Source organism: Photobacterium carnosum (assembly GCF_021236965.1).
In the GTDB taxonomy this organism is placed as follows: domain Bacteria; phylum Pseudomonadota; class Gammaproteobacteria; order Enterobacterales; family Vibrionaceae; genus Photobacterium; species Photobacterium carnosum.
Genome location: NZ_WMDN01000032.1, coordinates 1 through 26,451, shown reverse-complemented (window position 1 = coordinate 26,451; position 26,451 = coordinate 1). Strand labels below are relative to the sequence as shown.

The window sequence follows — 26,451 nt, the reverse complement described above, 5'->3', positions numbered from 1 at the left end:
ATTGGTTAGTTAATTAAATGTTCACTTTAGAGTTAATTTAAGACCAATTCTAAAGTCAACAACACTGGATCAATGTCTCAATAATTCACTTCAGAGTAGTTTTTATGCCCATCTAAAGTGGACGTTGACAACAAACTCTAAGGTCAATGTATGATGTTTTACTCTAAAGTGAATAACTAATATTAAGCTCTAATGTGAAGTTCTAACTAGCAACTCTAATCTTAAAATGTTATGTATAACTCTAAAGTGAATCTATGACATAATACTCTAATGTGAATTTACTGCTGTATTCGCAATTCTACTTCATAAAAAACAGCATATTTTCAACTTAACTTGGATATCCCTGTGGATAACGTGTTGTTAAACTGTTAGTTACATATAAGATCAGCTGTTGTAAATCTAAGATCAGTAACTATAAAATAGAGATCAGCACATCTAAATCACTGATCAGTAGGTATATTTATCAGATCAGAAAGGTTTGATTCATTGATCAGTAGAAAGGTTGAGTTTCAAGGTGTTGATTTATAGTGTTTTTTTGAGGTTTTACAAATGACCTATATCTTATGTAGAGATCAAAGATCAAAAATAAATATCTTTTTAATGGAAAATAGAAATGATTTTGTTTAATCAAGAAAATGGTTTATTCGAAGAAAAATTAAGACCAGCAAACCACGGTCCTGTCCTCTATTTTCCTAAAGAGCTATCTAGTATCGAATCAATTGATACTGCATCACTAAATAAGAATGTTGTAAAAAAGTTAACAACATTATTTGAAATTATCAAAGAAACAGAAAAGAGATGTTTTTCTGCACAAGAAATTTCGCAACTTTTTAATGTACAATTTAACACCGCAAGAGCATTTCTTCACAAACTTAAAAACTCAAATATTAGCCAAACAGCAAGTAATTTTAAACATTTCAATAACTCAAAGAATGCTTCACTCTATTTAGTAAATAGTAAATCTACTACTTATAGTAAAACTGTTCTGAAAAATGGTGAAATGACAACTATTAGTAACGAAAATCGACATTTACTAATAACAAGTGATTCTAATCCATTGATTACACCGAATTTATCTGTTAATGATAATGGATTATTAAAAGCATTTTTTAATTCCACTCAAGTTCCCGATCACACACGTTTATCTAACATTTTACCGATATCGGGTATTAAATTTGATAATCAATCCTCTTTTGAGGTTCGTCATAGTGAAACATTTTCGTCTAGAATTCTTGCTGCTGACCCAACTACTGAAATAGCAGATATTGAACATATTCGTTTTCTATATTTAATTATTAATTTAACGATGTCTTACTTTGAATATCATAAACAAGCATTTATATTAAAAAATCACGTTGAGGCAATTTGCAGTATTAATCGTGATCAAATTCTAACGTGGTTAATGGTCGATAAAGATAGCGAACACTGGAAAAGTTTTGTAGATAAAAACTTAGCGATATGGGCTAACACGTTATTTTGTTGTAGCGAACTAATTGAGAGTCAATGGATCAGTGAAGCAACTAAACCTCTATTCCGTATTGAAAAAAAATTAGCACATCGAAAATCATCAAAATTCCCACAGGTTTATGTACTACGGTGGGATGTTGACGCACTAAAATTTATTCTTAAGTCAAAAGGGCCATATTTATTACCGTGGTCAGTCATCAGTGGTAGTGATTTTAGTTTCCTTTTATATCTCGATGCTCGTCTTAAATGGCCAGGTAAGAAGTCTGCTTCTCAAAGAATAAATTATTCAGCAAAAGAACTAAAAAAAATATTCCCGATGGTGATTGGTAGGGAACAAGTACCTCAAAGTTCAGAAAAGTTTGCTCATTATATTGTTACAGCACTACATGAACATGCGACTCGTTTTAAAAATTTCACGAAAAAAAATCCATCTTTTTTATTTAAAAATGAAGATGTAATCAGTTTTTATGACAGAAATCATAACGAAGTTGAACTTCTCTCTGTATTAAAAAAGAAGCACTATATATCGCAAATAAAAGCCTATATTGGTGGAATTTGGTTTGATTTTATAATGGATGGAATAGGGGCTAATAAAGAAGCATATTTGGAAGTGCACTATAAATCTAAAAATGTAATACGCAGCTCATTACCTGCTAGAATTTTACCGTCTATCATTGATAACGACAATGAATGTGATTCGACAAAATTGAAAGCAAAAGGGTATTACTCGTATTCTCCTCAATATTATTTTTCTGAAGAGTTAACATTACATGCTGATAAACTTGTAAATCCTGGTTTTAATTACAATACAACAGCAGGGGATCAATCTTTAAACAATGTACCTGATGATATTGTTGATATTATCGTCGATCAATATCAAAACACTGATTTAGGATTAGCCGGGCCACTCTTAAATGAACATACAGTTGATCTACCAAATTTTCTTAATGGTGATATGCCTCCCATTTTAGATCCAAAAATTATACGTAATGTAGAAGCACGTAAATTTGTGATTGCAAGATTTCCTGCAGGTAAGAATGTCGTCATTCATTACCATATCTGGATCACTATTACTAAAGATGAACCTAAATTGCTGCTGAGCTATTATTCTACAGATGATGATATAAATAAAACTGTAGATGAATTAGTGCAACGGACTGGGGATTTTAAAGATCGTATTCTGGAGAGGATTAAAGCCAGTTACAGTACATTACAACCGATTTCTGTCGGCGAGTATTTAATTGATCGTGTCTCTATGAGCAATATAAAAGAAGCATTAAATACATTCTTAGAGGATGATCTTAAACTTGCTAGTAATGATCAACTTTATGCTCTCATTACTAACAATAAACGTCATATAGTGAGATACAGCCAATCAGTGAGTCCAATTGCTGATCCTCTAGGTTTTGCGTCAAAATTTAAGCATTATATTAAATAGTGATGTTTACTTTAATGTCAAAAACTCTATCATGCTAAAAAAAAGCGATCCACTGCGCTAACAGTTAATCGCTTGAACACTAAAATGTGCGCTAACACATTTTAGTAAAGGGTTATTTCTGTTTTAATGCTTTAATTAAAGCTGCTAGTGCACCGACTAAAGTAGCTATAGCTAAAATTAAATCGATCCAGTCTTTCAAGAATGGACTCCTTTAATAACCCCTGTCCCCCAGCAGTCAGTCAATTCTGGGGCCTTCAATATATTATCAAATACCCCTCAATCATCACTATAAGATTATGATTTTTTTTATATTTTTAAGCTTATTTAATCCATTAAATATATTTGCTGTCATTGAATAAAACTAATTTCTGGACTGGAAGTTGGTATGGTCTACATGACACTATTGTTGATTTAGTTGACGTAGAATCGACTCAATAGTAAGCGATCGTATCTACTACGATATTTAAAAAATCCCTCAATTTTGTCATTTTTAAAGTAGATAGCGGGGGATATGTGGATAAAAATAATTACTATCTCATTGTGGCATATAACCCTATAAGCAAAAACAGCCTCACAGGACTACCTCTGCACATGCTGACGTTATCATTAGCGGCACCTTAATATCCCAATACAAGCATGTTGAGTGGATAATTAAGGGACTCGCTAACACAATCAGAAAAGATTAAAAGCGCATCCAGTGAATATAGCTCATTCTTAATCAGGCACATTTGAAGTAAGCCACTAACAACCGATAATGGTCGTTAATCTTTTGACGGTGGCATCAATAGTTATTGATCAATTGTGATATTACTTTTTAACGTAACAACTTTTGATATAAACGCTCCAGCATCGACTTCAAAATCCAGATTTTTATCTAGCATCATTTCTCCAATCATTTTCAGAGCATAATTCAAAGTATCTTCGGTGTACTCGATATCAATTCCAGACATAATATCTTTATAGATTGATACAGCATCAAAATATGTGAATTCATTTGATGGTTTTACACTTTTAGTCGCGGATGTTCGCCACGAGAATAAGAATTCTAGACCTGAAATCTTTCGACCTTCTTTAGTGTACTTAAATCCAAAATTACCGGTCTGACTATCAATCAAAAATTCTATATTTTTATCTCGTTCTGAAATTTCTTTGATTGCGGGTTTAATGATCCGCAGGATGAAATTAGCGGTAATTTCATAGGTTTTTTTCTTTAATTTACCTCGTTCATCAAGTAAACCGAAGATCCCATGTAATTCCGTTAGAGAAAACGGGTGTAGTCGTCCGAACGATCGCCATCTTGATAAGATTGTATACAAACGTTTTGATGACTCCAGGTTTAAATCACGAAATTCTTTATGAGATATTAAAGAGTATCCATTTGAGGCCCCAACGAACACATCAACGAGTTTGTAATTGGGTGTCAGCGTTAATACACCACCTTTGTACGTGATATCGCTAAAAAGAGGTCGGTATTGAAAATCGCCTTTTTTCTCCATAGGAATGCCGATAGAAACACTAGCTAGCATTTGACATGGTTTTTTCAAAGTTGAATACAAATTAATTTTTGCCGTTTGAAACCAATCACTCAAAAGGTCATTATTAAATTCATAAGATGGAACATCTTTTAGATTTCCATTATTTTTATAATTGTCCCAATTTTCTTTTTCAATCCTAGCGAGGAAGAGTGCAAAAATATCATGTTGAATTGGTGTTAATGATAATTGGCTGAAAACTAACTCGTGACTTTTTTTAAAAAAATTTGAGCTAATTATTTTAGTATTACTTTTAATTATGTTTCCCATGCGATCTCATCCCTAACTGTGAACTATTACTACCTCTTTGGCTTAACCACCAAAGAAGCAGTAATAATACGAATATAACGGGTAAAAGCAACAACAAAAACCAAAGAGATAGTAATAGTTAGATACCAACGGCAAAGGTTTAGTAATAATTGGAATTTAGGGGGTGATATCAATGTTATTTTGTCCACAACTTATAATTAACACCAAAGACTTAGTAATAGTTAACCAGAATTTTCGTAATAGTTAACCAAAGATTTAGTAATGGTTCACCAAAGATTTAGTAATGGCTTACCAAATAGATAGTAATGGTTCACCAAAGATTTAGTAATAGTTAATCTCTCAACATTATGATTTTAAATGAAAAAACGATACCCTATATCTCTTTATATCTCTTTATATCTTTTTATATCTCTTATAAAGATCTATATTATTTTATAGTGGGGGATATGTGGATAAAAATAATTACTACCTCATTGTGGCATATAACCCTATAAGCAAAAAACAGCCTCACAGGACTACCTCTGCACATACTGACGTTATCATTAGCGGCACCTTAATATCCCAATACAAGCATGTTGAGTGGATAATTAAGGGACTCGCTAACACAATCAGAAAAGATTAAAAGCGCATCCAGTGAATACAGCTCATTCTTAATCAGGCATCTTTGAAGTAAGCCACCAACAGCACCAGCTCATTCTTAATCAGGCATCTTTGAAGTAAGCCACCAACAGCACCATCTCATTCTTGATCAGGCACATTTGAAGTAAGCCACCAACACTAATAACGGGCATCTTTGAAGTAGGTCACCAACAGAAAAACTATTAATGTAATTGGATAACAGCATAAATAACAGATAGTTACCGAAATGGAGGGGGTGGCGCGTATCAAAAACCGTGAGACAATATTCACACGAAATGAAGATGGTTACTTCATTAATTAGATGTTTTATAGGTGATAAAAATGGAAATCAAAGCGACTAATAATCTTGAGTTACTTAAATTTTGTGGTCACGCATGTAGCAATGCTGATTCTCGTCAAACTGGTATTGATGCTTTTAATTTTGTACTTATCGTGAACGATGAATCAGGTTTATCTATAACTGCATCAAACGGGAATCAATCATTTATTCGTAAGTGCGAAGCTGATGATGTTACAGCTACAGAATACGGTGCAATTTGTCTCGATGCCGCTAAATTTTTTCAAGTAGTACGCTCGCTTCCAAAAAACACACCTGTAAAACTTAAAACTGTGTCTGACAAAGATCGCGCACTTGTATCTTGTGGTCGCTCTCGATTACAGATCAAAACCATCGACAGCAGCACTTATCCAACAATCCCGTTGCTAGATAATGAGCAACAACATTTTACAGCAAACGCTAATCTTTTAATCGACATGCTCAAGCGAACAATGTATGCGACAGGAAAAAAGGACGTTAGGGCGTATTTAAACAGCGTTATGATGCAAACGATTAATAACTGTTTATTTGTTGTTGGTACTGATGGACACCGCCTTGCAGCTAATCGACATATGCTAAATGGCGAAACAGTTAATGACAGTCAAATTTTAATCCCAGTTAATGCCGTTTCTGTATTAACTCGACTAAGTGAAGATGCTGAAAATATTGGTATATCTATATCTGATAATCGAGTCGAATTTACGTGGGGATCATTAATCTATCGCACGAATCTTGTGGATGCTAAATATCCAGACATTCGTAGAGTTTTACCAGCCCCATCAAATAAACGAGCAACAGTCAGCCGTATTGGTTTTATCGAAGTATTAAACCGTTTATTAGTCATGTTGGCTGGCGAAAACGCGCCAAAAGTTAAAATGACATTCAATCAAAACTCTATTCAATTAACCACGGTTAACTCCGAGCTTGGCAAAGATACTGATGATAACGAAAATTTGGGATGTGACGAGATCACAGCAACCATTACCGAAGAAATCGGTTTTAATTATCACGTAAATCCGCGTTATTTAATTGATGCTTTGAGTAATACACCTGATGATTTTGTCTGCATTGAATTAACTGATGTTACATCACCAGCTTTGATTATTCCGTCTACTCAACGTTCATCACTTAATCTTGTAATGCCGTTCAGAGTTTAAGAATTAGGGCGGTAAGTTCTTTACCGCCTCGTTTTTATTCACATATCAATGAAATAGGTTCTCAATGTTTGAAGCACAGAAATATTTAGCAGCAACTAAACCAGCTTCTATCATGGTTGAAAAAAAACACTTCAATATCGTTATTGAAGATCAAAAGGTAACTGTTTATCACGAAACTCGCGGGATTAGTGCAGTTCTGTATAACTCTGACATAAAAAATTTAGGCGTAGCCAAAATTATACTAAGCGCCTCAAAAAAGCGTTGTGCTATTAGCTTGGCTAATAACAATAGTTACATTGAATTGCAGACCGTGACGGGTAATTTAGTTGTATCGTTATTTAATATCAGAGGGGAAATACTAACTCAGTTATTAATAAAAGAATAAATCCATTATCACAGCATCTAACTAATGCGCTGCCTAACCAGCAGCCGACTGACGATAACTATTATTGTCAGTCAATTACAACAAACTAAACTTTCGGACTAAAAAAATGTGTAAAGAAATTAAAGTGATACGCGCTAATGCAATTGAAAAAATAAAAGCATCCATAAACACAGCATTAATTATCGTACTTGATAATATCGACATTTCTCATGAACTACAGCAGCAAAAGGACGTTGTAATTTGTACTGACGATGTGTTTTGTGGAGAGCAAAGTTCTTACTGGAACAAATTTGGTTTCGTTGCAGATATTGTTGCAGATGATATTGATTACGATGTAATGGACATACAGCAAACATCATCAAAGGAATTTGAGTTTTATTATAATAATCGTTTTCGCAAAGAACATGCACAACGCATTCATCAATATTTTGAGCGTATAGATGCCTTACCCGCTATAAATACAATATATGTTGCATGTGTTTCGCGTACATCAAGAGCAGCAGCTATTGCTCGGTATTATCAATTAACGCATAAAATGCCATTAATCGGAGATTATCGAAGAATAAATCAATCAGTGATGAATCTGCTTAATGACCCTTGTTGTTTTGACGATGCGTTTGCAAATAAAAAATTCGATGAAAAGCATCCCGTTGTCGCAAGCATTAAATCGTTGTTGCATAACATCATAACTCCAATAGATATGTCGCCAATCCATAATTTATAGTTTTAGTTCAATAGTTAACCCACTCATCAAAAGAGGTGAGGGGGTTAACTACGTTTATTTAAAAGTGGACGCCAACACCCAAATAAATATTGTTATAAATTTTATTTTTTGGTGTTTGGCTTACAGCAATATCGAACAAGCCATTCACGTAGGGAATGTTAATCTGTACTCCAGCGCTGTATGTTAACAACATCATTGAACCTGACGATGTAGAGCGTTCGTTAATATTATGAATCGTTGTAGCACCAACTAGCACGTATGGACGTAACCAATTTAAAAGGGCTGGCTGATAAATCGGTCCGAACCCCATGCTAAAGATATTCTGTGTTACACCGCGATCTTTGTTATTTTTTAGCGTTGCCCCAGCAGACACAATTACCCCAACCGTTTTCAACTCAGAGCTAATTGCCGCGAGGTGGATTGTCGCACCAAATAATTTTTCGGTCTTATTGATCGTTGTAATCGAGGTTCCCAAACTAAGGATTGTACTTTCACTTAACTCATCAGCACTTATCATCGATGAGAACAAACCCGTCGTTAAGGAGACGAGAATCAATATAGTGCTGAATATTAAATGCCAGTTCACTGAAATAATTGTAGCTAACTGACTATTTTTACCTCTTGATTTAGCTAACAATTCATACCCCCAACGAAATCTGGCAAGGTAACGTAATCATTGTCTAAATATTTAACACGGATTATTTGTAAATTTCGTTTAGCAGCTGATATAGATGCTAAACGTTGACCTTCAGCACTATTCGTCAGACTATCAACTGATCCTTTAGGTGCGAAAATGAAATAAATGTTTTTACAACATGCCAAATTACGAAGAATATAATTAACTGTATATTTGTATTCTGACTTTGTAATACGTGATGTATTTAACGTACTACCAGATCGTAACGCGTAAATAAAATTAATGAGATTTTCATCTTCAATGATGATACCAATTGTCTTTCCTTGTTTTCGCTGATGATATTTTCTTATGCACCAAACGATATCACTCAACGTATTTATCATACTATTTTCCGATGAAGCTTGAAGATACGCGCCCTTCCATAGCTCATCATTGTTGACACCCCACACGGATAAACCCTTAGTGCAGGATGAGTTATTAATAACATCAACTGTGCTGTACGCAAAAAGTTCACCTTGAAAGTTTTGTATTAAGCGGTTAAAACCAAATGATTGTTTATTAATAATTAATACGTCTAAACCAAAGAATGGCGGAAATTTAACACCTTGTTTTTCATCTGATAAGAGGTTAGTTGACATATATAGACCATCATTAAAAAGAAAACCAACTATATTGGCATGTTGTAATTTCGTTCTTAATTGATTGCAACTGAACTCTCTATTCGTACTAATATGATCAGAGTTGAGGTAGCTAAGTCGTTCTGCTGTAGCTATCTCTGAATAATAATCGCAGTTGTTAATCGAACGGTAATCAGATGCATGAATATCACTATCTAAAAACACCAACGTATAGCGATGTCTAATATCATTATAACGACGCTGCAGGAAACAAAGACACTCTAGCCAATTTAAGCCGTTTGTTTTATCGCCAGGATCACCTTCAAAAATATTATTACTAATTTTAGTTAAGATATTAATCAGAAGTGGATGATTAACAACAAGTGTCACTTTCCCTGCAGGACAGTCCACATCTAAACGGTGGAATATAGAAATTAGGAATTTAACAAATATCAATGCCGAATTTGAACAGCCACAAAATGGGTGTCCTGTTGATAAATTAGGTAGTCCATCATCATTAATACGTGAAATTGTTAACCCAAATTTTGCAACGGCTGCATTTTTATTGTAATCATCATCCCATCCACCAACACAAAAGGCTGACAAGAAAGCTAACGAGCTGGTGGTCTTTGTTTGTTCGTAATGCTTATTTAGCTTCCTTACCGATGCACCCCTAAGATCAACAATATTACTATTGTGTTCACTGGCGGATAAAATTAACTCTCGTCGTATAAAACCTAAAGAGTCATCAATTTGTTCTTTTGTTTCAAGGAGGAAAGGAACGCTTGATAACTCAGGGATTAAAATTGATTTTAAAGCACCATTTTCATTAACACATATAGTTGATCTAAGTTCTTTCATTGCATAACTCTAACTGTTGAAATCGTAGTAGGTTAACAACTATTAACGGCTGCATCCATGATTATAATGTGATTTGTGTATTTCCATATCATAATAAACGATCAATCTACAACACCATTGTTTGTTAATTACATTTACTCATCACGCTATTTTATATAAAACGCCATTCATTCTTAATGCGTGTTTGCCTTACAATTAATTAGTTACCGTATTTTAGTAACAATATTTGGGGGATATTTGGATTACGAGGCATTCACCGACTATTCACCGACTATTCACCGACTATTCATCAACTATTCATCAACTACTCACCAGAACTGATATTTAGACCTAATGTATTTAAAAACAATCAATTATAACAACTTTATATTCATAATCCGTCAGTAAAAACAACTAAATACCAGTAAGTAATAGGTTATTACCTTATTTTGAACTTTATCTATTGACATATTTATGTGGTGGATTAATAATGCAGCCAACCAAAAGGAACAAGGAAAACATGTATTACCTTTCTTGTTTTAAACTTTACACATGCAACTTGGAGAATTAAAAATGGCAGATATTTTGCGTGCATTTATTGATGATGGCTCAACTGGAACTAAAATTACTTTAGTTAAAAATGATGAGCTTAAAACAGCTACAATTAGTAACCGCGCTGAATTTGGTATGGGTGTACTAGATACCACTGATAAATATGGCGGCACTTATACTGTTACAACACCTGATCGTAATGTCGTTTACACTTTCTACCCTGAATGTCGCGCAATTCGTACAGCAAACGTTGAGTATCAATATAGTAATCTGAGTGTGGCAGCTATTCATCACGCGCTACATTCTATGGGTTGTAGTGGCCACGAAGTAGAAGTCTGTGTAACACTTCCAATTTCTGAGTTTTATGATAATGGTCGTATCAATAAAACAAATATAAAACGCAAATGTGATAACGTTAAAGTTCCAGTCACATGTGAAGGGAAAAAAGACATCATCATCACTCAAGTCAGCGTTTATCCGGAAGGAATACCTGCTTCATATATCAAACTGACTGAGGGCGGAAAATCTGCATCTGACGACGATATAACATTTTTAGCAGATATGGGTGGTACTACATTAGACCTTGCATTATTCGCTGGTCCTGCAACTCGTATCATGAAATGTGCAAGTTATCCTGTCGGCATGTATAAGACATACAATGCAGTTAAACAAGCGATTAATGTTCCAGATTGTCGAGACGCTCGAATTGAGGCATTACTGGTAACAGGTGAAGCGAGCAATGGACGATTTACTATTAATCGTAACGATGTTACCGATCAAGTAATGAGCGAGGCATTTAATTACATTCAAGACTTCATCTATGCTGAGGGTCGTATTGACCGATTCTTGTTAATTGGCGGCGGGGCTGAACTGCTTTCTGACTTCTTAACTTTACAGGGTATTGAACACGAACTGATAGAGAATTCAACTACCGCATTAGTAACTGCTATTGCTAAAATTGAATTATCAAAACGTCCATAGATAAAGGTGTCAAATAATGGTATCAACAACTATTAAAGGACCTCAATTCTATTTTCAATCTGACAATACAGCGCATCAACAGATCGTTACTTTCCTTGATGGATTAAAAGCATCACAACGGGGGAGTAAATCTCAAGCCATTACTAGACTGCTACAAGCTGGTTTATATCTTGAGGCGCTGGATAGCACATTACCGGATCTGATTGTGCGAGATTTAGAAAGGGGGTTAGCGCCTGATTTCAGTCGGTTAGCCAAGCTTTATAAAGTGCTTCAAATGTCGAATGTTGATATTGATGAAGCCATGACTAACGAGGTTCTACCTACTGTTAGTCATAAGCCCGAGCCTAAGCCCGAGCCTAAGCCCGAACTTGAACCCAAGCCTAAGCCTAAGCCTGAGCCCGAACTTGAACCTGAGCCTAAGCCTGAAATACAACTAAAAACTGAATCAATACGACCTGCATCTTCAGTAGATAAAGCGAGGGGTACTCAATCAATACCGATTACATCTGAACATATAGTTACGAATCAGAATAATCAACCTTCAGGCTTTTCGGCTCTTGCAATGTCTTTTATGGACGACTAAAAATTTAGTCCGTTACAAAAAAACGCCAATTAGAAATTAATCTAGTTGGCGTTTTTTTTGATGAAAATAAAGGGGGGTAACATTAACTAATGTCTTATTGAAAAAAAACGGTAATAACCATTCCTGGTTATTACCGTTTTTAAGATTAAAGATTTTTTCCCATTTTACTGATTATTGGTTTTGGTAACCCCATCCAGTACGAATTTAGAGTTTCGCTTCTCGCTCTCAGAATGCGTTAAAACATCAACACAGCATAATGATACAGCGAAGCAAGTATAAGTTAACCGTTACGTTGATGCGACTTAATTAATATCACTTGGTTAAATATCAACCTTAATTATGTAAATATTACAAAATTAAGCGTTATTGTTCATTGGTTTTTTGATTCAATTGTTTTATTGATTTCGTTTTGACTTTCAATGTCAACGTGTCACGTTACAATGCGGTGATTCGTCGTGTTTCAATTACGACAAAAAGTTCCGTAATGCGATAACAATAATTTTTTAAGGATTAAATGCATGAAAAAGCACATTATTGCTATAGCTGTGACTACAGCTGCACTTGCACTTTCAAGCGGTGCTTCTGCATCAACCATATTTGCCAATGATGCTTTATCTGTTGATTTAAACGGACGTATTGAAGCAAATAGCATTCTTGCTAATCATGATATGACCGCCACTAAAATTGGTCGAATTGGTATCTTAGCTCAAACTCAAATTACTGATTCTGGTTATAGCGCCCTTGGTTACATCGAAAAAGACTTAGCCGTATCTCAAGATATCGAAAAATTACGTTATCTGTACGTTGGTGCTGGTAATGCAAATAACCAACTGATGTTTGGTAAAACGGATAGTGCCCTTGGCCTTGTGACTGATTTTACTGACATCCAGAATACTGGCTCAAGCTTTGCAGATACCAAGTTGATGGATCGTGAAGATAATCAACTTGCGTACACCGCGACCTTTAACAGTCTTACTGTTGAAACTGCATACAAGTTTGATGGCGGAAAGTCAGAAGATCACAATAATAAAGCTGGTGGATCACTCGCAGCAAAGTATGACATGGGATATGGCGTTACTTTAGGCGCAGCTTATGCGAACAAAACTGTTGACGGTCAATCAGAACAGCGTGATGAACAAACGATGCTTGGTGCATCATATTCACTAGACAATATTTATGCTGCGATTGTTTATCAAGACGCCATCGTTCACGACTTTGGCCCTAATAAGCATATTCGTGGATATGAATTAGCGACGTCATACGCTCTAAACGAGCAAATCGTACTGTCAGGTTCTTATTCATATTTAGAATCAGTACATAATGGTGACGCGGCTAAACTCATAGCTGCAAACGAAGCAACTGTTAACGCATCATATTATTTCAATCCTAATTTCCGCACTTATGCCGGTTACACAATGCAGATCGGTGGTCAACATGACAACGCTCATAACGAACTAGCTCTAGGCGCACGTTTCGATTTCTAATTAATATTTGTATCGCCAAAATTGATTTTTTAAAAGTCGGCATAAAAGTCGGCTTTTTTTACGTTTAAAAACTGTATGGGGTAATACTAAATGAATATTTTTATTTCATTCATAACAATACTAATGCCATTGGCTTTATGTATTTTCTTCGGCTGCTTTGTTGTACTTAAACTACAGAGCATAAAGAAGACACCGACACCGACACCGACACCGACACCAACACCAACACCACAGTCTACGCTTAAAATTAAGATTGGCTTTAATACTGAATGTGAAAAGAATAAGGACGAAAAATAATCATGGATATGACTTTATTGATATTATTTTTAGTTCCACTTTTAATTATTGGTAAGTTAGTACAGATAAAAAGAGATAAGGGGAAAAGGAGAGTCGAAGAACAAGCACCCAATGCTAATTCAATACCAACCAATACCAATAATCCTGGTTCTTCAGTGAACGTAACAATAAAATCCAACTTAACTTCAGAACCAAAAACACAAATATCGTTATCGAATAACGATATTTGTGATCGATGTGGGGGTGCTTTGCATCCTATAACGATAATGAACGGAGAGTTAAAAGGCTTTACTATTTTAATGTGCGAACATATCGCCTGCAAAAGAAACGAAATAGCGTTATCTTCGGCTAAAAATGTTAAAAGACAACAACTAAAATCAAAAAAATTAAAGGTTAAAAAGAAACCAGTAACTAACAAACAATGTCCAGAATGCGGTTCAGGTTTATCGTTCAAAAAAGGAAAAAGAGGGAAACTTTCCGGGGCAACTTTTTGGGGGTGTGACAATTTCCCAAAATGCTGTTATCACAGCATAATCACGTTACCAAAAAATAATGATAAAGATAAATCGATCCCAGTAACTAACAAACAATGCCCAGAATGCGGCTCTGGCTTATCATTTAGACGTGGGAAAAGAGGTAAACTTGCACATATGGATTTTTGGGGATGTGACAACTTTCCCAAATGCCGTCATTACGAAATAGCAGAGTAGTTAACTAATATTAATCGCTGAATGCCCTGCAAATGCATTTAGCGATTAATTGAACACACCTTGATAACGCTCTTTTTCATGTTCAATACTACCAACTTTCCCTGTGATATTTAATGGTCGTTTCTGTTGATTATGGTTCATCCGTAAAGAATAATTTCTGCTCATTAGACGATTTAGACCTACACGCTGAAAATAAGCCCAACCACCAGCCTTTGATCCTCTCAAGAAGTCATAAACAATAACATGGTTATTATCAACGATATCTATTGCTATATCGTCTCCTAAACGTACATCCACACTCTTCATCATATCAAACCCATTAAATCTGTGTTTAATGTATAAATTCGTCTGCACTTCGTTTTTAAACGTGCCAAGCATATCTTCGTAAAAACGATAAACAGGAAATAGTGAGTGTTTTTTAATACCGTAACTATTATCGGCACGAGTAATAAACATTAAAGAATTATCTCTATATGACTCAACGCATTGCTTGCGATAATCGCGGCCACGTTCTTGTAATACAGAGTATTCGTATAAATGTTCCTGAATCATCATTTCTTGATAATTATCGTAAGCTACAAACGATTCCATACTCATATCATGACCACCCCATAAACCAACACACATAGCAGTTAGAATCCCATCCTTTTGGTTCCATAAACGTTGAAAGGATCTTCCTAACTCAGCGTCTTGAGGATATTGACGCTTTATATTAAGTACCGTTGTCGCGTTACCGTATCTAATATCAAAAAAATCTGTTGGTTGAACGTTGGCATAACGTGAATTGTCACTCGTCTTAATGATTTGCCACTGTCCAATTAACGTGGCCATCGCTTGTTGCTTCGATTGAATAATCGCTCCTGCATTACCGATTAATATTCCACCTTGCTGTACTGGTTCAATATTATAGCCACCAAAAGCCAGTGAAACGGAGGGGAGAGACAGAGAGATAGTTATGGCTAATATTTTACAGAGATTATTAGGTATTACGCCCATGCGGAATGGTCCTATAGATTTATAATAATTTTTGTTCACGCTAAGATTCTGATATCGACTAATGAACAACCAATAAATGATGCTGTATTAAACCAACTCCCGTCAAACTCCTGTAGTAATACAGCCAAATATTCTTTTGCCTCATCAATGTCTACAGGATCCTTTGATGCTATCGCTTTATTTATTACGACCTTGTGGTGCTTAAATGCAATTTCATTTAGATTAAACATTAAAATTTTTTCCTTGGTTATGATTTTACGTTATCTACGCTAACGAATGGTAAATAATATTCGAGATAGCTCAAGAGGTCATCTTAAGCGTATGGCGAAAATACCTTGCGAGGGCAATTTTACTTGATATTTGCAACATTAATCAAATACACCTCATTTTTTAATCAATGAAATTGTAAGTTAATGACCCTATTATTATAATCTTCTTACAATTTTAATAAGTAGTGTATAAAAATGATTGAGTTTGTGAATTTTATCCCTTTGCGTGACGGATTAAAGATAACACCACAACCTGATGTAGCATACATATCAATTCATGATGTTAATCATGAGGATACAAGTCGTAAAAATGAAGCTTGGGGGGCTAACTATGAAAAACAGTGGGGTATGTATTATTCATTTGGATTCGAAGATGCTGCGTATGACGAAGAATTGATCAAAGAATTTGGTAAAGATTTTCCGAAATATTATGCGGATTGTTTAATGCCGGATAAAGCGCTCGACATAATCGAAGCTATCATTGCGATCACATCCAATCCTAACATTAAAAGCATTGTTATTAATTGTGATTCAGGACGCTCTCGTTCCGCTGCTGTGGCGTTATTTATTAATACGAAATACAACATCCCGCTTCTACACCCAGTAGAATATCCTAATTCATTAGTCACTAAGCTTCTTAACGACCCAACATGTTATGATCAGGTGTTTGAGGAATTTGTTAACCAACCGTTAGAGGGGATGAAAAAAAAGACAGCCGCATCCAGTAAAAACGACTTCTTTTCAAAATTGAGTAAGTTGCTAACGGTGCTTATGGGTAAATAGTTATTTGTTGCGTCAGGCGGCAGAAAGTAAAAAACCGACAATAAGTAGTCGGTTTTTTCGGTATTTGGCTTACGATTATTTCAATGGGAATTGGTTCGCAACTAGAATATCTACTTTTTTAATCGCTTCATCAGTCACCTTTGGTTGACCTACAAAGCCATCAACACTATAACCAATCAACATGTATAACTGCTCAAAATCTTCGCTGCTAAAATCATCTTTTTTCTGCATAATATCCATCAGAGTTGTACTATTTTGTATTAAAAAATAGTCTAATATCTCGTTGGATTTGAAGTGTACCACGCCATTATCATCCATTATTAATGGTTGCCATGGTGATTTGAAATTTTGCATACCATATTCATCACGTTCAATAATACCTTCAATATTCTTGATTGTATTATTTGATACGTAACCCAACTCAAAATAACCATCAACGCTATAGCCAATCAATTGAGCGAATTGTTGCAAGTCATTTGGGTTGCTATTGAAAAATTCAGCGACAATCTTATTCATGTTAATATTGCCGTTATCCACCCACCACACTACGATCTCGTTTTCTTTGAAACGTAACACGTCATCTAAATAAATAGGCTGCATAGGAAAGCCTGCTTTAGCTGCGTTCATAGAGTTAATCCCTCATCAACAGTTTTTAATTCAAAAATAAATATCGCCTCATTGCCTGACTTATCTTTCAGCGTTATCTCACATTGAGAAGAATACGGATCAACCTGATTATCTATTATCTCAACAGGACAGTGATCATTGGCAAATTGAATTTTGACGGCATCATTTATCGCAGTCTTGAAATCTTCCTTACTGTTTGACCATAGACGCAGGTTTTGAGAGGCATAGTTAGATATCGCTTCGCAGGGTTCGACTGTGATGGGTACTGCAATCCAACAATCCAAAATACCTCTTTGGTTATTATCACTATGCTTCTTAATATGCAGAGCAGGATGTAGCAGTTCTAAAATTAAAGCTGAGTCTTTCATTTTTAACATATTTCCCTTAACTGAGGTCTTGGAAATATTGTTACATGATTTTTAATACCCGCTAGTGCGGCAATTGGTACTGCTAGATGTAATTGGCATACCATTTTATCATTCTGAGCATCATTATCATTTCAGTAATCGTAATTTACTTACGATTTCTTGCTTGACGCGTAAATATATACTCACAAAAAGGTTATTTGTGAATTAATGAGTAATTATTTTTACACTTAACGAGGAATTTGAGATGTGTTATTTGTTGGTGGATGACAATTGTTTTGTGCGACTATAACGATAGAATTAAAACCTGATCACCACTATTCGCTAATGGCTAGTGATTCACCAGTAGCTAGTGAATTGCAGTAATCAGGTACAATTTTACGATTAAATGGTTAGTACAAACTGCGCTGCAACTGTGTAGTTGTTGTCTTGGCCATATTGGGCACCAATATCTACACCAAAAACACCAAATGGTTTAAGACCAATACCGGCACTGATCTTATCTTTAGCGTAATCTGTCATGCTATGACTATAACCAGCACGCAATTGCGCCCAGTCCCAGGCATTTAACTCAACACCGAAATTCGCAAACTGGGTATTCGTCGCAACCTCTTTAAAATAATGTTGTTTGTTAAGGTCTATATCAGCTGCAATAGTAACTAATTCATTAGAGAAGGATGTTCCTAACGTGTATTTTGGCTCAATGATGTAAGTGGCTGACGATTTAACGTTATTCGATACTTCAATGTTTGTTTCCAACTCTTGCTTAATTAAGTTGGTAGCAGCGAAACCAATCGTAACATTTTGCGCTGGCTTATAAGTAAAACCAAAATCTACGTTGAATGCTGATTTTTCAGTGTGATCATCACCAACGTTAAATTTAGAGTCTTCAAATTCGCCCATGTTCTTTTTATATTTAAGAGCGTAAATCTTTTGCATCTTCGGTGATATACCAACGGCAAAAGATTGGCCGTTAAATGGCAGGGTAAAGTTATGCGCAAGAGACAGACCAATATCCGCATAACCACCAGCTAAGGCATTAACGCTTGATTTGAGCTGGTTATTTTCTGGAGCTTTTCCATGTTCTTTAATGTAGTTGATATCAGCCTGATCTACATGAGTAGAAATAAGTCCAGTAGCAACTGCGCGAGTAAATAAAATCGCACTTGCATAATGATTGGGTACTGACACTGCAATACCGGCATTTACATCTACAGATACAGTAGAGTTATCGAGGGCGTTAAGTGCATCTATCCACTTAGCGATATCTGCTTCAGCACTTGTGGTATTAATCGAATGAGTGCCGCTTGTCGTTAAATTATTAATAGTGTCATTAATTGACTGGAATTCATCTATTTTATTGTACAGATCATTTTCGTCATGCACTGACAATACGACTGATGGCAAAATCATCCCGAAATCATCATTATCATGATATTGGGCCGCGAGCGCGGGGTTATAAAACCCAGAACTTAGATAATCGGCAGATGCAACACCAACACCACCCATACCAACACCACGAGCATCGTTACCATTAGCAAAAGCTGCTGAAGAAAGAGTTGCAGTAACGATTAAAGCTATATTTGTTAATTTTGAAATTTTCACTTTCGCGCTTAACTATTGTTTTTGATTTCGTAAGATGTTAATTCAATTTTCGTTAGTTGTCTTGGTTTTATTGTTTGGGTGGGGAAAGGTAGGGGAGTAAACCCCTACCATTTTGATGTCTTTATATTTTCAGTCTGAGGTTTTTCTCTACCTCATTAATAAGGCTTAATGGTACTGCTTGATCTAACGCTAACTCTCTCCATCGAGAAACATGTTCAATTGTCTCATCAATCGTATTATCAATCATTTGCGTTGTAAATCTTGGACTAAGGCGAGACAAATGATGAAAGTCATTTCGAGTAAAATTGTCCCGTTTATTATTCAAGCTCATCCAGTGATTAGCTATCCAACGACTATCTGGTTTGTAAGAATATGCGATGTCATATGCTGGAGCTAATGACCAACGACCATCATCATTCATCATAAAAGAAAAATTTTTCGAGTGATCATCGTGATTTCGAGCAATAACATTAAATACCATTCGCTTAAATAATTGTTCGGCATCTACCGCTGTGAGTTTTAATTGACGGGCAACACTAAATAATTCCTCGTAAGAATATTCCCCTGCCTTTTTGTAGCTAACATGCGCAATAGCATTGAGAGTCTGTGTATGTATGCGTTTATTGGCATTTCGATCAAAACGCTTTGTCAAGAAATGACGGCGGTTACCTTCATTTAGTAATCGCGTTGGCATCATATCGATCCCACAAAGCTCATGAGCAAGTAAGTAATATGTATATTCCATTGCTCCATAACCCAGGGGATCACCAAACGTCTCTTTATTTGTATTATGCTCGCTGACCCCGTCAAATTTCATCAGATAATGAGAAAATCCTGCTGGGGCCTCAACTTGTCCCGAGCGCACTTGTCGAAAGTCTTCGCTAAAAGCGAGTACGGCTTTTGGTCTAGCCCCACCAGCACTCATCCCAACCGACATTAGCGCGAGCATTCCATCTTTATCTTCAGCACCACTTTGATTTAACGCTAAATCAAAATCTTCACGTTCACTTAAAATATCCTGAGCAACAGCGACGAGTGAACTAATCTGAATCTCTTTTGACTGATCAAATCCGTTTGTGTGGCTTGGTGGTGAGTAAGTCAAGGCACCCATTCCACGCAGCCCCGTATACTGGAGTCTTTCTAATGGTGTTATGCTCGTCGGGGCTCTACCGTTACGCGCTACCCAAGCATTAAGCACACTATTACCGAAATCATCTGGCAATGAGTCAGCAAGAAGCCCTGAAAGTCCTTTAAACGTCGCAGGATCTATATTGGGGAATGTGTAAATCTTTTTCGACAAGGGCATCATTAAGGGCGCTAGTTCGATGCCTGAATCAATAAAACGTTTATCATATTCAAATGCACTTTGTTTTGAGTCAGTATCATAGCTCGCCGCCCCAATCATCTTGCTATTATAGCTTACGTCAATATATTGTTTTACCATCCCAAATCATCCTCTTGTTGAGTAGCGTTATCGCCAATTGTTCTTGAACTTGATGCCCTAACTCGTTCTTTCCCTTTCAACTTTGATAGTTGAATTGGAGATATTGGGGTAGGTGGCAGAAAAGAATCTATATAATCAGTCGCATCAAGAGCTAACATCAGGGCCATAAATGTTTCCATAGTGGCTTTACCTGCTTCAGCTCTCGCTATCCTTTGACGTGTAACTCCAGCGATCATGGCTATATCGTCTTGAGATTTATTGCAATTCAATCGGTATTGCTTAATGCGGTCACCCATTAATTCGGCTAATGCCGATGGTGTCATATGAGAGTAATTCATGCTACGCCTTAATGTTCTATTACCTTAACATTATAATCAATATTTGATGGTAATGTTATATTTTTAAAACATTAATTATAATTAGTCACATGAGGCGGGTTGGGATGCTTAACGTTTCATTATTATAACCGTATCAATACTATATGCTAACTAAGTTGTAATTCTGTAACATTAATTATGAATATTAACGTAATGCACTCAAGACATGGTTGAGTCATGGCTTATAGTAAAATTGCTGTGTGTTGTATTGGTAAATCGTAACGTACTTACAATTTTATGGTTTTTAATAATCACGCCTACAGCAACTTGCAGATGTTTTTTAAGCGAATCAACTTATTACTAACATCGTCTCTGATTTCATCGTTAAACAGATCATGAGCAACCATAAAGTTAAACGTGTCACTTAATCTACGCAATTCAACTCGATAACGCTTTTGATTCTCTTTTGATTGAGTCGATAGTTCCGTTACTCGCCGTGATAGACACTCACTGAATTGTTGAAGTAATGCACTTACAGCAAGTTCAACTTCCCCTGTACATTCCGACGTGGTTCTGTATTGAATAACTGACTCTAATTCGCAGATATATTTTTCGTGGAATATGGTTCCCCACACACACATGCTCAAAGTTGGGTACCAAGCACGTATCTCACTGTCTTTTTTTAGTAAGTTTGAGCTAAAACCTTGTTTCCGAGTAGTTCGTTTTATCTGCCGTGACTGACGCGTAAGTTCTTCGACTCGTCTCTTTTGTTCGATAGGGTAGTTAACGTATTTTAATATTTCAGCATTCACTCTCTTTACTGAGCCATCTAATGATTTACGAGTACGATGACTCAGCTTCACATCCAATAAATCTGCCTTTATTTGCTTATTGAGCTGGCGAACATTTCTTCGTAACTCCTTAACAGCAATAGATTGGTCAGATGACCAATTATCAGTAGTTGATATACACCATAAACCCCGTAGCTTTATATGGATATCTGTAAGTGCATTACGATAACTTCGTAACAGGGATGATATGGCATGACGTCGTTCTTTATTTACAACTTTTGGTTCGTACCGATTAACGTAATTAGTGATTTGTTTATAACAGTCGTCACCACGCTTAGATGCTATGCCATTTAGACTCGGCATTAATTCGTATTCCGCAATAACACCTTTCATTACGGATAGTAGTTGTAACGAAGTAAACCTTACGTCGGTATATTTATGTGTGAGTTGGGCGCCATAATGGACAGCCCGTAGACGCTTGGCTAACCACGAACGGTAACCTGCAATGTTAGTACCGGTATTAACTCCAATAGGGAGACGTTCCCTGGGGCATAGTGATAAGTTATTTATTCGCATTTGTCGTTCGTGCATTACAACACCAACATTGCTATTGACTTGCTTTGTGATCACAGGGTAATTCACTGTAAGCCATACGGTATTCTTCAATTCACTTTTGAGTAGGTCCGACTCTCCAAAACTAAAAAAATTATTAGATGGTCGCTGGTGGTTTGTTTGTAACTCATAAGCTCCACTATTTGAACCATAAAGGATATATGACGCAATATTTTGGGAGCCTTTTATACTGTCATCACAATCAGGGAATAGCCAAATTAAATTGATACCGCATTCACGAAAAAATTGCTCCCTTTGCATTACAGCTACCGGTGTTAACCACGACCGATATAATTCAATAACAAATTCATGGCCATCATGATCAGCAAAATATAAATCAGGTTTCCGCTTGGCATTATCATTGTCATCAGAATACATAAAGCGGCTCATTGATATAGACTCTCTTTGGATATTTGCATCCAAATGCAAAACATCATAGATCCCATATTTCGTATCGACACGCCATTGACGCTCTGTAATTGAGCCGTATCTATCACTATCGTCATTACTGCTTGTATAGTAAGGGCATTGGCTCATCACTAAGGCGTTATCAGCAGAGACAGCATCATGCACAAATACGAATTTATATAGGGACAATGGAGAGGATTCTTTCTGACTAAATGCTGTAGATAGCCGCTTCATAAATAATGGCGTATTACAATACGCGCAACGAGCATAATGTTTATGCTTCAGTCTTGCGTCTGCTATCTTTCGTCTTATCTGCTCAAAATTAATATCAATATCTAAATTATTAGCAGTAAGTAATCTTTTAACTGTTGTAACCGTTTTCTGTCGTTCGTTACTAACAATTATTTCCCAGTTTTCACGACTGATGTGATTATGTTTTTTACATTCCTGAGTCAGCGACATGAATAGCGTCTTACACTTAATTAATGATTAGCGTTATTCTAACTTATCATGGGCGCATAAATTATTTTGAAAACGTTCCGTACTGATAGTTCGGTTATCTTATTTAATATTTTTTATCAGTTTTCGTGTTTATTAGATAACTGGTAAATGATGCAGGATAACTGGTAAATGATGCAGGATAACTGGTAAATGATGCAGGATAACTGGTAAATAATGCGGGATAACTGGTAAATGATGTCATTACATCGAAAGTTACAAACGAAAAAAAGCCCCTAAGAAATGGTCAGTTCCATATCATTAGAGGCTTCATCACTCACGCTAAGATGTACGACACCCATCGATTATCAGGAACCATTACCTATCACCCGACAATACATCTTGTTCGTTGTCCACCCTTGGCGGATAGAACAATATAATGATATTAGCTTACATATTTTACGTCAATTATTTTTGCTATCATGTAAGAAATGTAATAACTCTTTAAGTTGGTTTTTTTGCAAAAAAAAGCTCGTAACTAATGGTAGTTACGAGCAGAGCACCTTACGAAAGTTGATCCAAACAAACATAAGGAAGCTTGGAGGAAGACAAAAAACCAAGCTATTTTAACACCTTAAATATATGAAAAACCAAAAAGGTTAAATTGGGTTTACATGAATATATTTGCTTACGATAACGTTGTCAATATGTGCTGTGGTTTTTATCTGTCATCCTACTACATAATTAAAATATTGCGTTGGTGTGGTTGGCATACGATAATACTTGATATTTGTTGCGAGATTCAAATTGATGAGAAAGATTAAACATAACCCAAACCAAATTTCAATCATTGACACCTTACAACTACCTTTGGGTCATGGGGGAAAGCGCGATGGGGCAGGACGAAAAAAAAGTGAACCAACGACAACCATTAGAGTTCCAGTCTCTCTAATTCCAACTATTAACAAATTGGTAATGGAACATAAAGGAAAAGCTTAACATGGTCAATGTGACAGCAAAATATCTCATCGATGGTGACCAATTATCACCGATCCAATTACAACGCTTATTAGGTGATATAGGTTACAAAGACGGGGTAGGGATCACCATTTTCCATAATGGAACGTTCGGGAAATATAATATTGAATTTTGTCGTCAGTGCAAAACGACAGGGGTGACCACGATAGAAGCACCAAACATTAAAAACGGTGCCGATTTTTTGTTGATTTCGGAATTGACACTCATCTTATGTAATGCGCGTACCGCAAATATATTCGTCTACACTAATGATAAATCATTGGCCATGGCTGCCAAGTTCATTGGATCGCGGTATTTCACTGAAATCAATATCAAACCAATCTGTATTGTCGCAGTCTAAATACTACGACGTTAAATGGCTATTTTTTAGCATATCTTTTCCAAAACTATACTTTCTAAAGTTCACGGTGTGATTCTCTTTTTTAAACGCTTTCTTATTGATTCTTGGGTGACGGGGCTAATTCGTCGCAAACCGGTTCTGACGCACTGCTCATTATGCTTTACCAACTTGTCCAATACTTCGGATTGGTGTCGGCTGCGCAACACCTATCCTTATTTGTTATATCGTTATATAGACCGCAGCAATAGCACTAAATAGACCTAAAACCACAACAACAAAAAGTAGATCTCTAATTTAACGGTTGTAGATGGTGCTCGCAGTCAATAGGACCGATGATATTAAGAGGTATTGGATCCCTTACGTCTCCAATCAAGCAAATACCTCCCTTATTATGACTGTATATTATATAACTGCAGCCTAATGAGCCACAATCCGCTAAACTCGATATCAATATCTCATCATGACCATCATGATTCAGATCCCTATGTGTTACCGATATAGAATCATTATACTCATCACCGAAATCAAGACTTACTCTCTTTTGATAATGAGATACCGCAATACTATCCCAACTATCCGATGTTATAACCGCTGGTGGTAGTGCACCCATTGCGAGGGTTGTTGCTACTAATAAATAAGAGAACATCTCTAATTCCATTTTAAGGCGCTTTGAAACCTTTTTATCGTTTTACTGTATGTGCATTACCGGAATAAACTATTAAAGATTGAATCAATAAATTCGTAAATATCTTGGAATATGGCCACATCACACCTCCAGTACCGGTTGGCTAAGTTTGTCATACAATACAAAATTGTTATGGCCACCTTGACGGAAATCGTAAATTAAAATTTGGTGGTCATTGATGATGTCTATCAAATGTGTCTCTCCAATCCTTAAATCACTAATCGATTGAAGATCAAGTCCATAATGACCTTTGTAAAAGGTATTATTTACTATAGCTTTATCTCGTAAATGCCAACCACTCAACCTTCCTGCTAACATCGTACTCCCTATAGCAACATCCGTTGTGACTTCCTTACCATCATCACCTTCACTTAACGACCTCACCGTAAGTAAGTCATTATCCTTCATAGCCAAGCGACACTCGTAAAAAAAACTTTGACGCTTTTTAGCTAAATCCATCGTTATCGACTTACGATTATGCGATGTTTTTTCATTACGGGCGTGAGAACGCATCTTGTCGCTATAACTATCCCAATGCGCAAAATCACCAACAGTCATATCAAAAGCAGACCAGCGATTATCACAAGATAGGTCCAATAGAGAATCCAAACTCTTTATCTTGTGTCGATACAACTCCCACTGGTGCCTGTCTCTAATTAAACTTTTACGAAAACCTTTAACGTCGCCTTCTTGGGCTAAAGTGATCTTTAATACTTCAGGTTCATCACCGCGCTGGCGTGATGAGTATCTCCAATGCCATTCACCAATCATTAACTTCATACCATTAGTTCTTGATGATACCTGGAGACCATTATTACGCTCAAAAGGGATAACATCTGATGGCAGTGTGTTCCCAATTAATGTGTCCGTTGTTAATACGCCAAATGAAAATGGAACATCAATATCTTCAGCACCAACTGCAGTATTCGATGCCATCATCATTACTATCGCTACTCCAAACCGTTTCATACTCTTCTCGGGGGTGTTTAATCGTTATCGCAATACGATATTGTCAGTGACAAACGATAATTATTCTTTGGATATGAAATAACCGATCATTTGACCGGTTCCCAATATTAAATCGTTTACAACTCGGCCGTCTCT

Annotated in this window: 23 protein-coding genes; 11 read left to right on the top strand and 12 right to left on the bottom strand. The window is 36.1% G+C overall.

Annotation, left to right across the window (positions count from 1 at the left end; genetic code table 11):
• Positions 1 to 613: 613 nt before the first annotated feature.
• Complete coding sequence (locus GLP24_RS18475; protein ID WP_101767525.1) at positions 614 to 2,905, top strand: hypothetical protein; 2,292 nt, start codon at positions 614 to 616, stop codon at positions 2,903 to 2,905.
• Positions 2,906 to 3,693: 788 nt separating this feature from the next.
• Here the strand turns inward: GLP24_RS18475 and GLP24_RS18470 are convergent.
• The gene (locus GLP24_RS18470) at positions 3,694 to 4,707 is read right to left on the bottom strand and encodes a replication initiation protein (RefSeq protein WP_101767524.1); all 1,014 of its coding nucleotides are present in this window, start codon (positions 4,705 to 4,707) and stop codon (positions 3,694 to 3,696) included.
• Positions 4,708 to 5,667: 960 nt separating this feature from the next.
• Between GLP24_RS18470 and dnaN the strand changes: the two genes are divergently transcribed.
• The 3 genes from dnaN to GLP24_RS18455 all read left to right on the top strand — a co-directional run bounded on the left by dnaN (position 5,668) and on the right by GLP24_RS18455 (position 7,928).
• A complete protein-coding gene (dnaN, locus tag GLP24_RS18465) occupies positions 5,668 to 6,819 on the top strand; it encodes a DNA polymerase III subunit beta (RefSeq protein ID WP_101767523.1) in 1,152 nt (383 codons plus the stop codon).
• A 64-nt stretch (positions 6,820 to 6,883) separates the two neighbouring features.
• Positions 6,884 to 7,204, top strand: a complete 321-nt coding sequence (locus GLP24_RS18460; RefSeq protein WP_101767522.1) for a hypothetical protein — start codon at positions 6,884 to 6,886, stop codon at positions 7,202 to 7,204.
• Positions 7,205 to 7,310: 106 nt separating this feature from the next.
• Entirely contained in the window at positions 7,311 to 7,928 is a 618-nt protein-coding gene (locus GLP24_RS18455; protein WP_101767521.1) for a hypothetical protein, read from the top strand.
• A 58-nt stretch (positions 7,929 to 7,986) separates the two neighbouring features.
• On the opposite strand, the gene GLP24_RS18450 is transcribed toward GLP24_RS18455, so the two are convergent.
• Together GLP24_RS18450 and GLP24_RS18445 are read right to left on the bottom strand one after the other, a co-directional pair.
• Positions 7,987 to 8,565: a porin family protein gene (locus GLP24_RS18450; protein WP_144043142.1), complete on the bottom strand. Its 579-nt coding sequence runs from the start codon at positions 8,563 to 8,565 to the stop codon at positions 7,987 to 7,989.
• Entirely contained in the window at positions 8,559 to 10,043 is a 1,485-nt protein-coding gene (locus GLP24_RS18445) for a hypothetical protein (RefSeq protein WP_101767519.1), read from the bottom strand. Before GLP24_RS18445 ends, GLP24_RS18450 begins: the two co-directional genes overlap by 7 nt.
• 552 nt (positions 10,044 to 10,595) lie before the next feature.
• Here GLP24_RS18445 and parM point away from each other — a divergent pair.
• The 5 genes from parM (at position 10,596) to GLP24_RS18420 (ending at position 14,629) form a co-directional block, all read left to right on the top strand.
• Entirely contained in the window at positions 10,596 to 11,555 is a 960-nt protein-coding gene (parM, locus tag GLP24_RS18440) for a plasmid segregation protein ParM domain-containing protein (RefSeq protein WP_167388501.1), read from the top strand.
• Positions 11,556 to 11,571: 16 nt separating this feature from the next.
• Positions 11,572 to 12,138 (top strand): hypothetical protein, encoded by a 567-nt coding sequence (locus GLP24_RS18435; protein ID WP_232578200.1) that lies wholly within the window; start codon positions 11,572 to 11,574, stop codon positions 12,136 to 12,138.
• Positions 12,139 to 12,656: 518 nt separating this feature from the next.
• Positions 12,657 to 13,622: a porin gene (locus tag GLP24_RS18430; protein ID WP_101767517.1), complete on the top strand. Its 966-nt coding sequence runs from the start codon at positions 12,657 to 12,659 to the stop codon at positions 13,620 to 13,622.
• Between the two features lie 90 nt (positions 13,623 to 13,712).
• Positions 13,713 to 13,919 carry a hypothetical protein gene (locus GLP24_RS18425; protein WP_101767516.1) on the top strand — a complete coding sequence of 69 codons (207 nt, stop codon included), beginning with the start codon at positions 13,713 to 13,715 and terminating at the stop codon, positions 13,917 to 13,919.
• Between the two features lie 2 nt (positions 13,920 to 13,921).
• The gene (locus GLP24_RS18420) at positions 13,922 to 14,629 is read left to right on the top strand and encodes a DNA topoisomerase family protein (RefSeq protein WP_101767515.1); all 708 of its coding nucleotides are present in this window, start codon (positions 13,922 to 13,924) and stop codon (positions 14,627 to 14,629) included.
• Positions 14,630 to 14,674: 45 nt separating this feature from the next.
• On the opposite strand, the gene GLP24_RS18415 is transcribed toward GLP24_RS18420, so the two are convergent.
• Together GLP24_RS18415 and GLP24_RS18410 are read right to left on the bottom strand one after the other, a co-directional pair.
• Positions 14,675 to 15,625 (bottom strand): hypothetical protein, encoded by a 951-nt coding sequence (locus GLP24_RS18415; protein ID WP_101767514.1) that lies wholly within the window; start codon positions 15,623 to 15,625, stop codon positions 14,675 to 14,677.
• A gap of 35 nt (positions 15,626 to 15,660) precedes the next feature.
• The gene (locus tag GLP24_RS18410) at positions 15,661 to 15,855 is read right to left on the bottom strand and encodes a hypothetical protein (RefSeq protein ID WP_101767513.1); all 195 of its coding nucleotides are present in this window, start codon (positions 15,853 to 15,855) and stop codon (positions 15,661 to 15,663) included.
• 234 nt (positions 15,856 to 16,089) lie between these two features.
• Between GLP24_RS18410 and GLP24_RS18405 the strand changes: the two genes are divergently transcribed.
• Positions 16,090 to 16,677: a hypothetical protein gene (locus GLP24_RS18405; RefSeq protein ID WP_101767512.1), complete on the top strand. Its 588-nt coding sequence runs from the start codon at positions 16,090 to 16,092 to the stop codon at positions 16,675 to 16,677.
• A 75-nt stretch (positions 16,678 to 16,752) separates the two neighbouring features.
• Here GLP24_RS18405 and GLP24_RS18400 read toward each other — a convergent pair whose 3' ends face one another.
• From GLP24_RS18400 to GLP24_RS18375, 6 genes are all read right to left on the bottom strand, one after another.
• Positions 16,753 to 17,304: a hypothetical protein gene (locus GLP24_RS18400; RefSeq protein WP_101767511.1), complete on the bottom strand. Its 552-nt coding sequence runs from the start codon at positions 17,302 to 17,304 to the stop codon at positions 16,753 to 16,755.
• Complete coding sequence (locus tag GLP24_RS18395; RefSeq protein WP_101767510.1) at positions 17,301 to 17,672, bottom strand: hypothetical protein; 372 nt, start codon at positions 17,670 to 17,672, stop codon at positions 17,301 to 17,303. The genes GLP24_RS18400 and GLP24_RS18395 overlap by 4 nt, the downstream gene beginning before the upstream one ends.
• A 381-nt stretch (positions 17,673 to 18,053) precedes the next feature.
• Entirely contained in the window at positions 18,054 to 19,274 is a 1,221-nt protein-coding gene (locus tag GLP24_RS18390) for a conjugal transfer protein TraF (protein ID WP_167388500.1), read from the bottom strand.
• A gap of 121 nt (positions 19,275 to 19,395) precedes the next feature.
• The gene (locus GLP24_RS18385) at positions 19,396 to 20,718 is read right to left on the bottom strand and encodes a type II toxin-antitoxin system HipA family toxin (RefSeq protein ID WP_101767509.1); all 1,323 of its coding nucleotides are present in this window, start codon (positions 20,716 to 20,718) and stop codon (positions 19,396 to 19,398) included.
• Positions 20,712 to 21,056 (bottom strand): helix-turn-helix transcriptional regulator, encoded by a 345-nt coding sequence (locus GLP24_RS18380; RefSeq protein ID WP_101767508.1) that lies wholly within the window; start codon positions 21,054 to 21,056, stop codon positions 20,712 to 20,714. Before GLP24_RS18380 ends, GLP24_RS18385 begins: the two co-directional genes overlap by 7 nt.
• A gap of 296 nt (positions 21,057 to 21,352) precedes the next feature.
• The gene (locus GLP24_RS18375) at positions 21,353 to 23,308 is read right to left on the bottom strand and encodes a DUF6035 family protein (RefSeq protein ID WP_232578201.1); all 1,956 of its coding nucleotides are present in this window, start codon (positions 23,306 to 23,308) and stop codon (positions 21,353 to 21,355) included.
• Between the two features lie 976 nt (positions 23,309 to 24,284).
• Here GLP24_RS18375 and GLP24_RS18370 point away from each other — a divergent pair.
• Positions 24,285 to 24,662: a hypothetical protein gene (locus GLP24_RS18370; protein WP_101767505.1), complete on the top strand. Its 378-nt coding sequence runs from the start codon at positions 24,285 to 24,287 to the stop codon at positions 24,660 to 24,662.
• 766 nt (positions 24,663 to 25,428) lie between these two features.
• Here the strand turns inward: GLP24_RS18370 and GLP24_RS18365 are convergent.
• The gene (locus GLP24_RS18365; RefSeq protein ID WP_144043141.1) at positions 25,429 to 26,316 is read right to left on the bottom strand and encodes a hypothetical protein; all 888 of its coding nucleotides are present in this window, start codon (positions 26,314 to 26,316) and stop codon (positions 25,429 to 25,431) included.
• Positions 26,317 to 26,451: the final 135 nt, after the last annotated feature.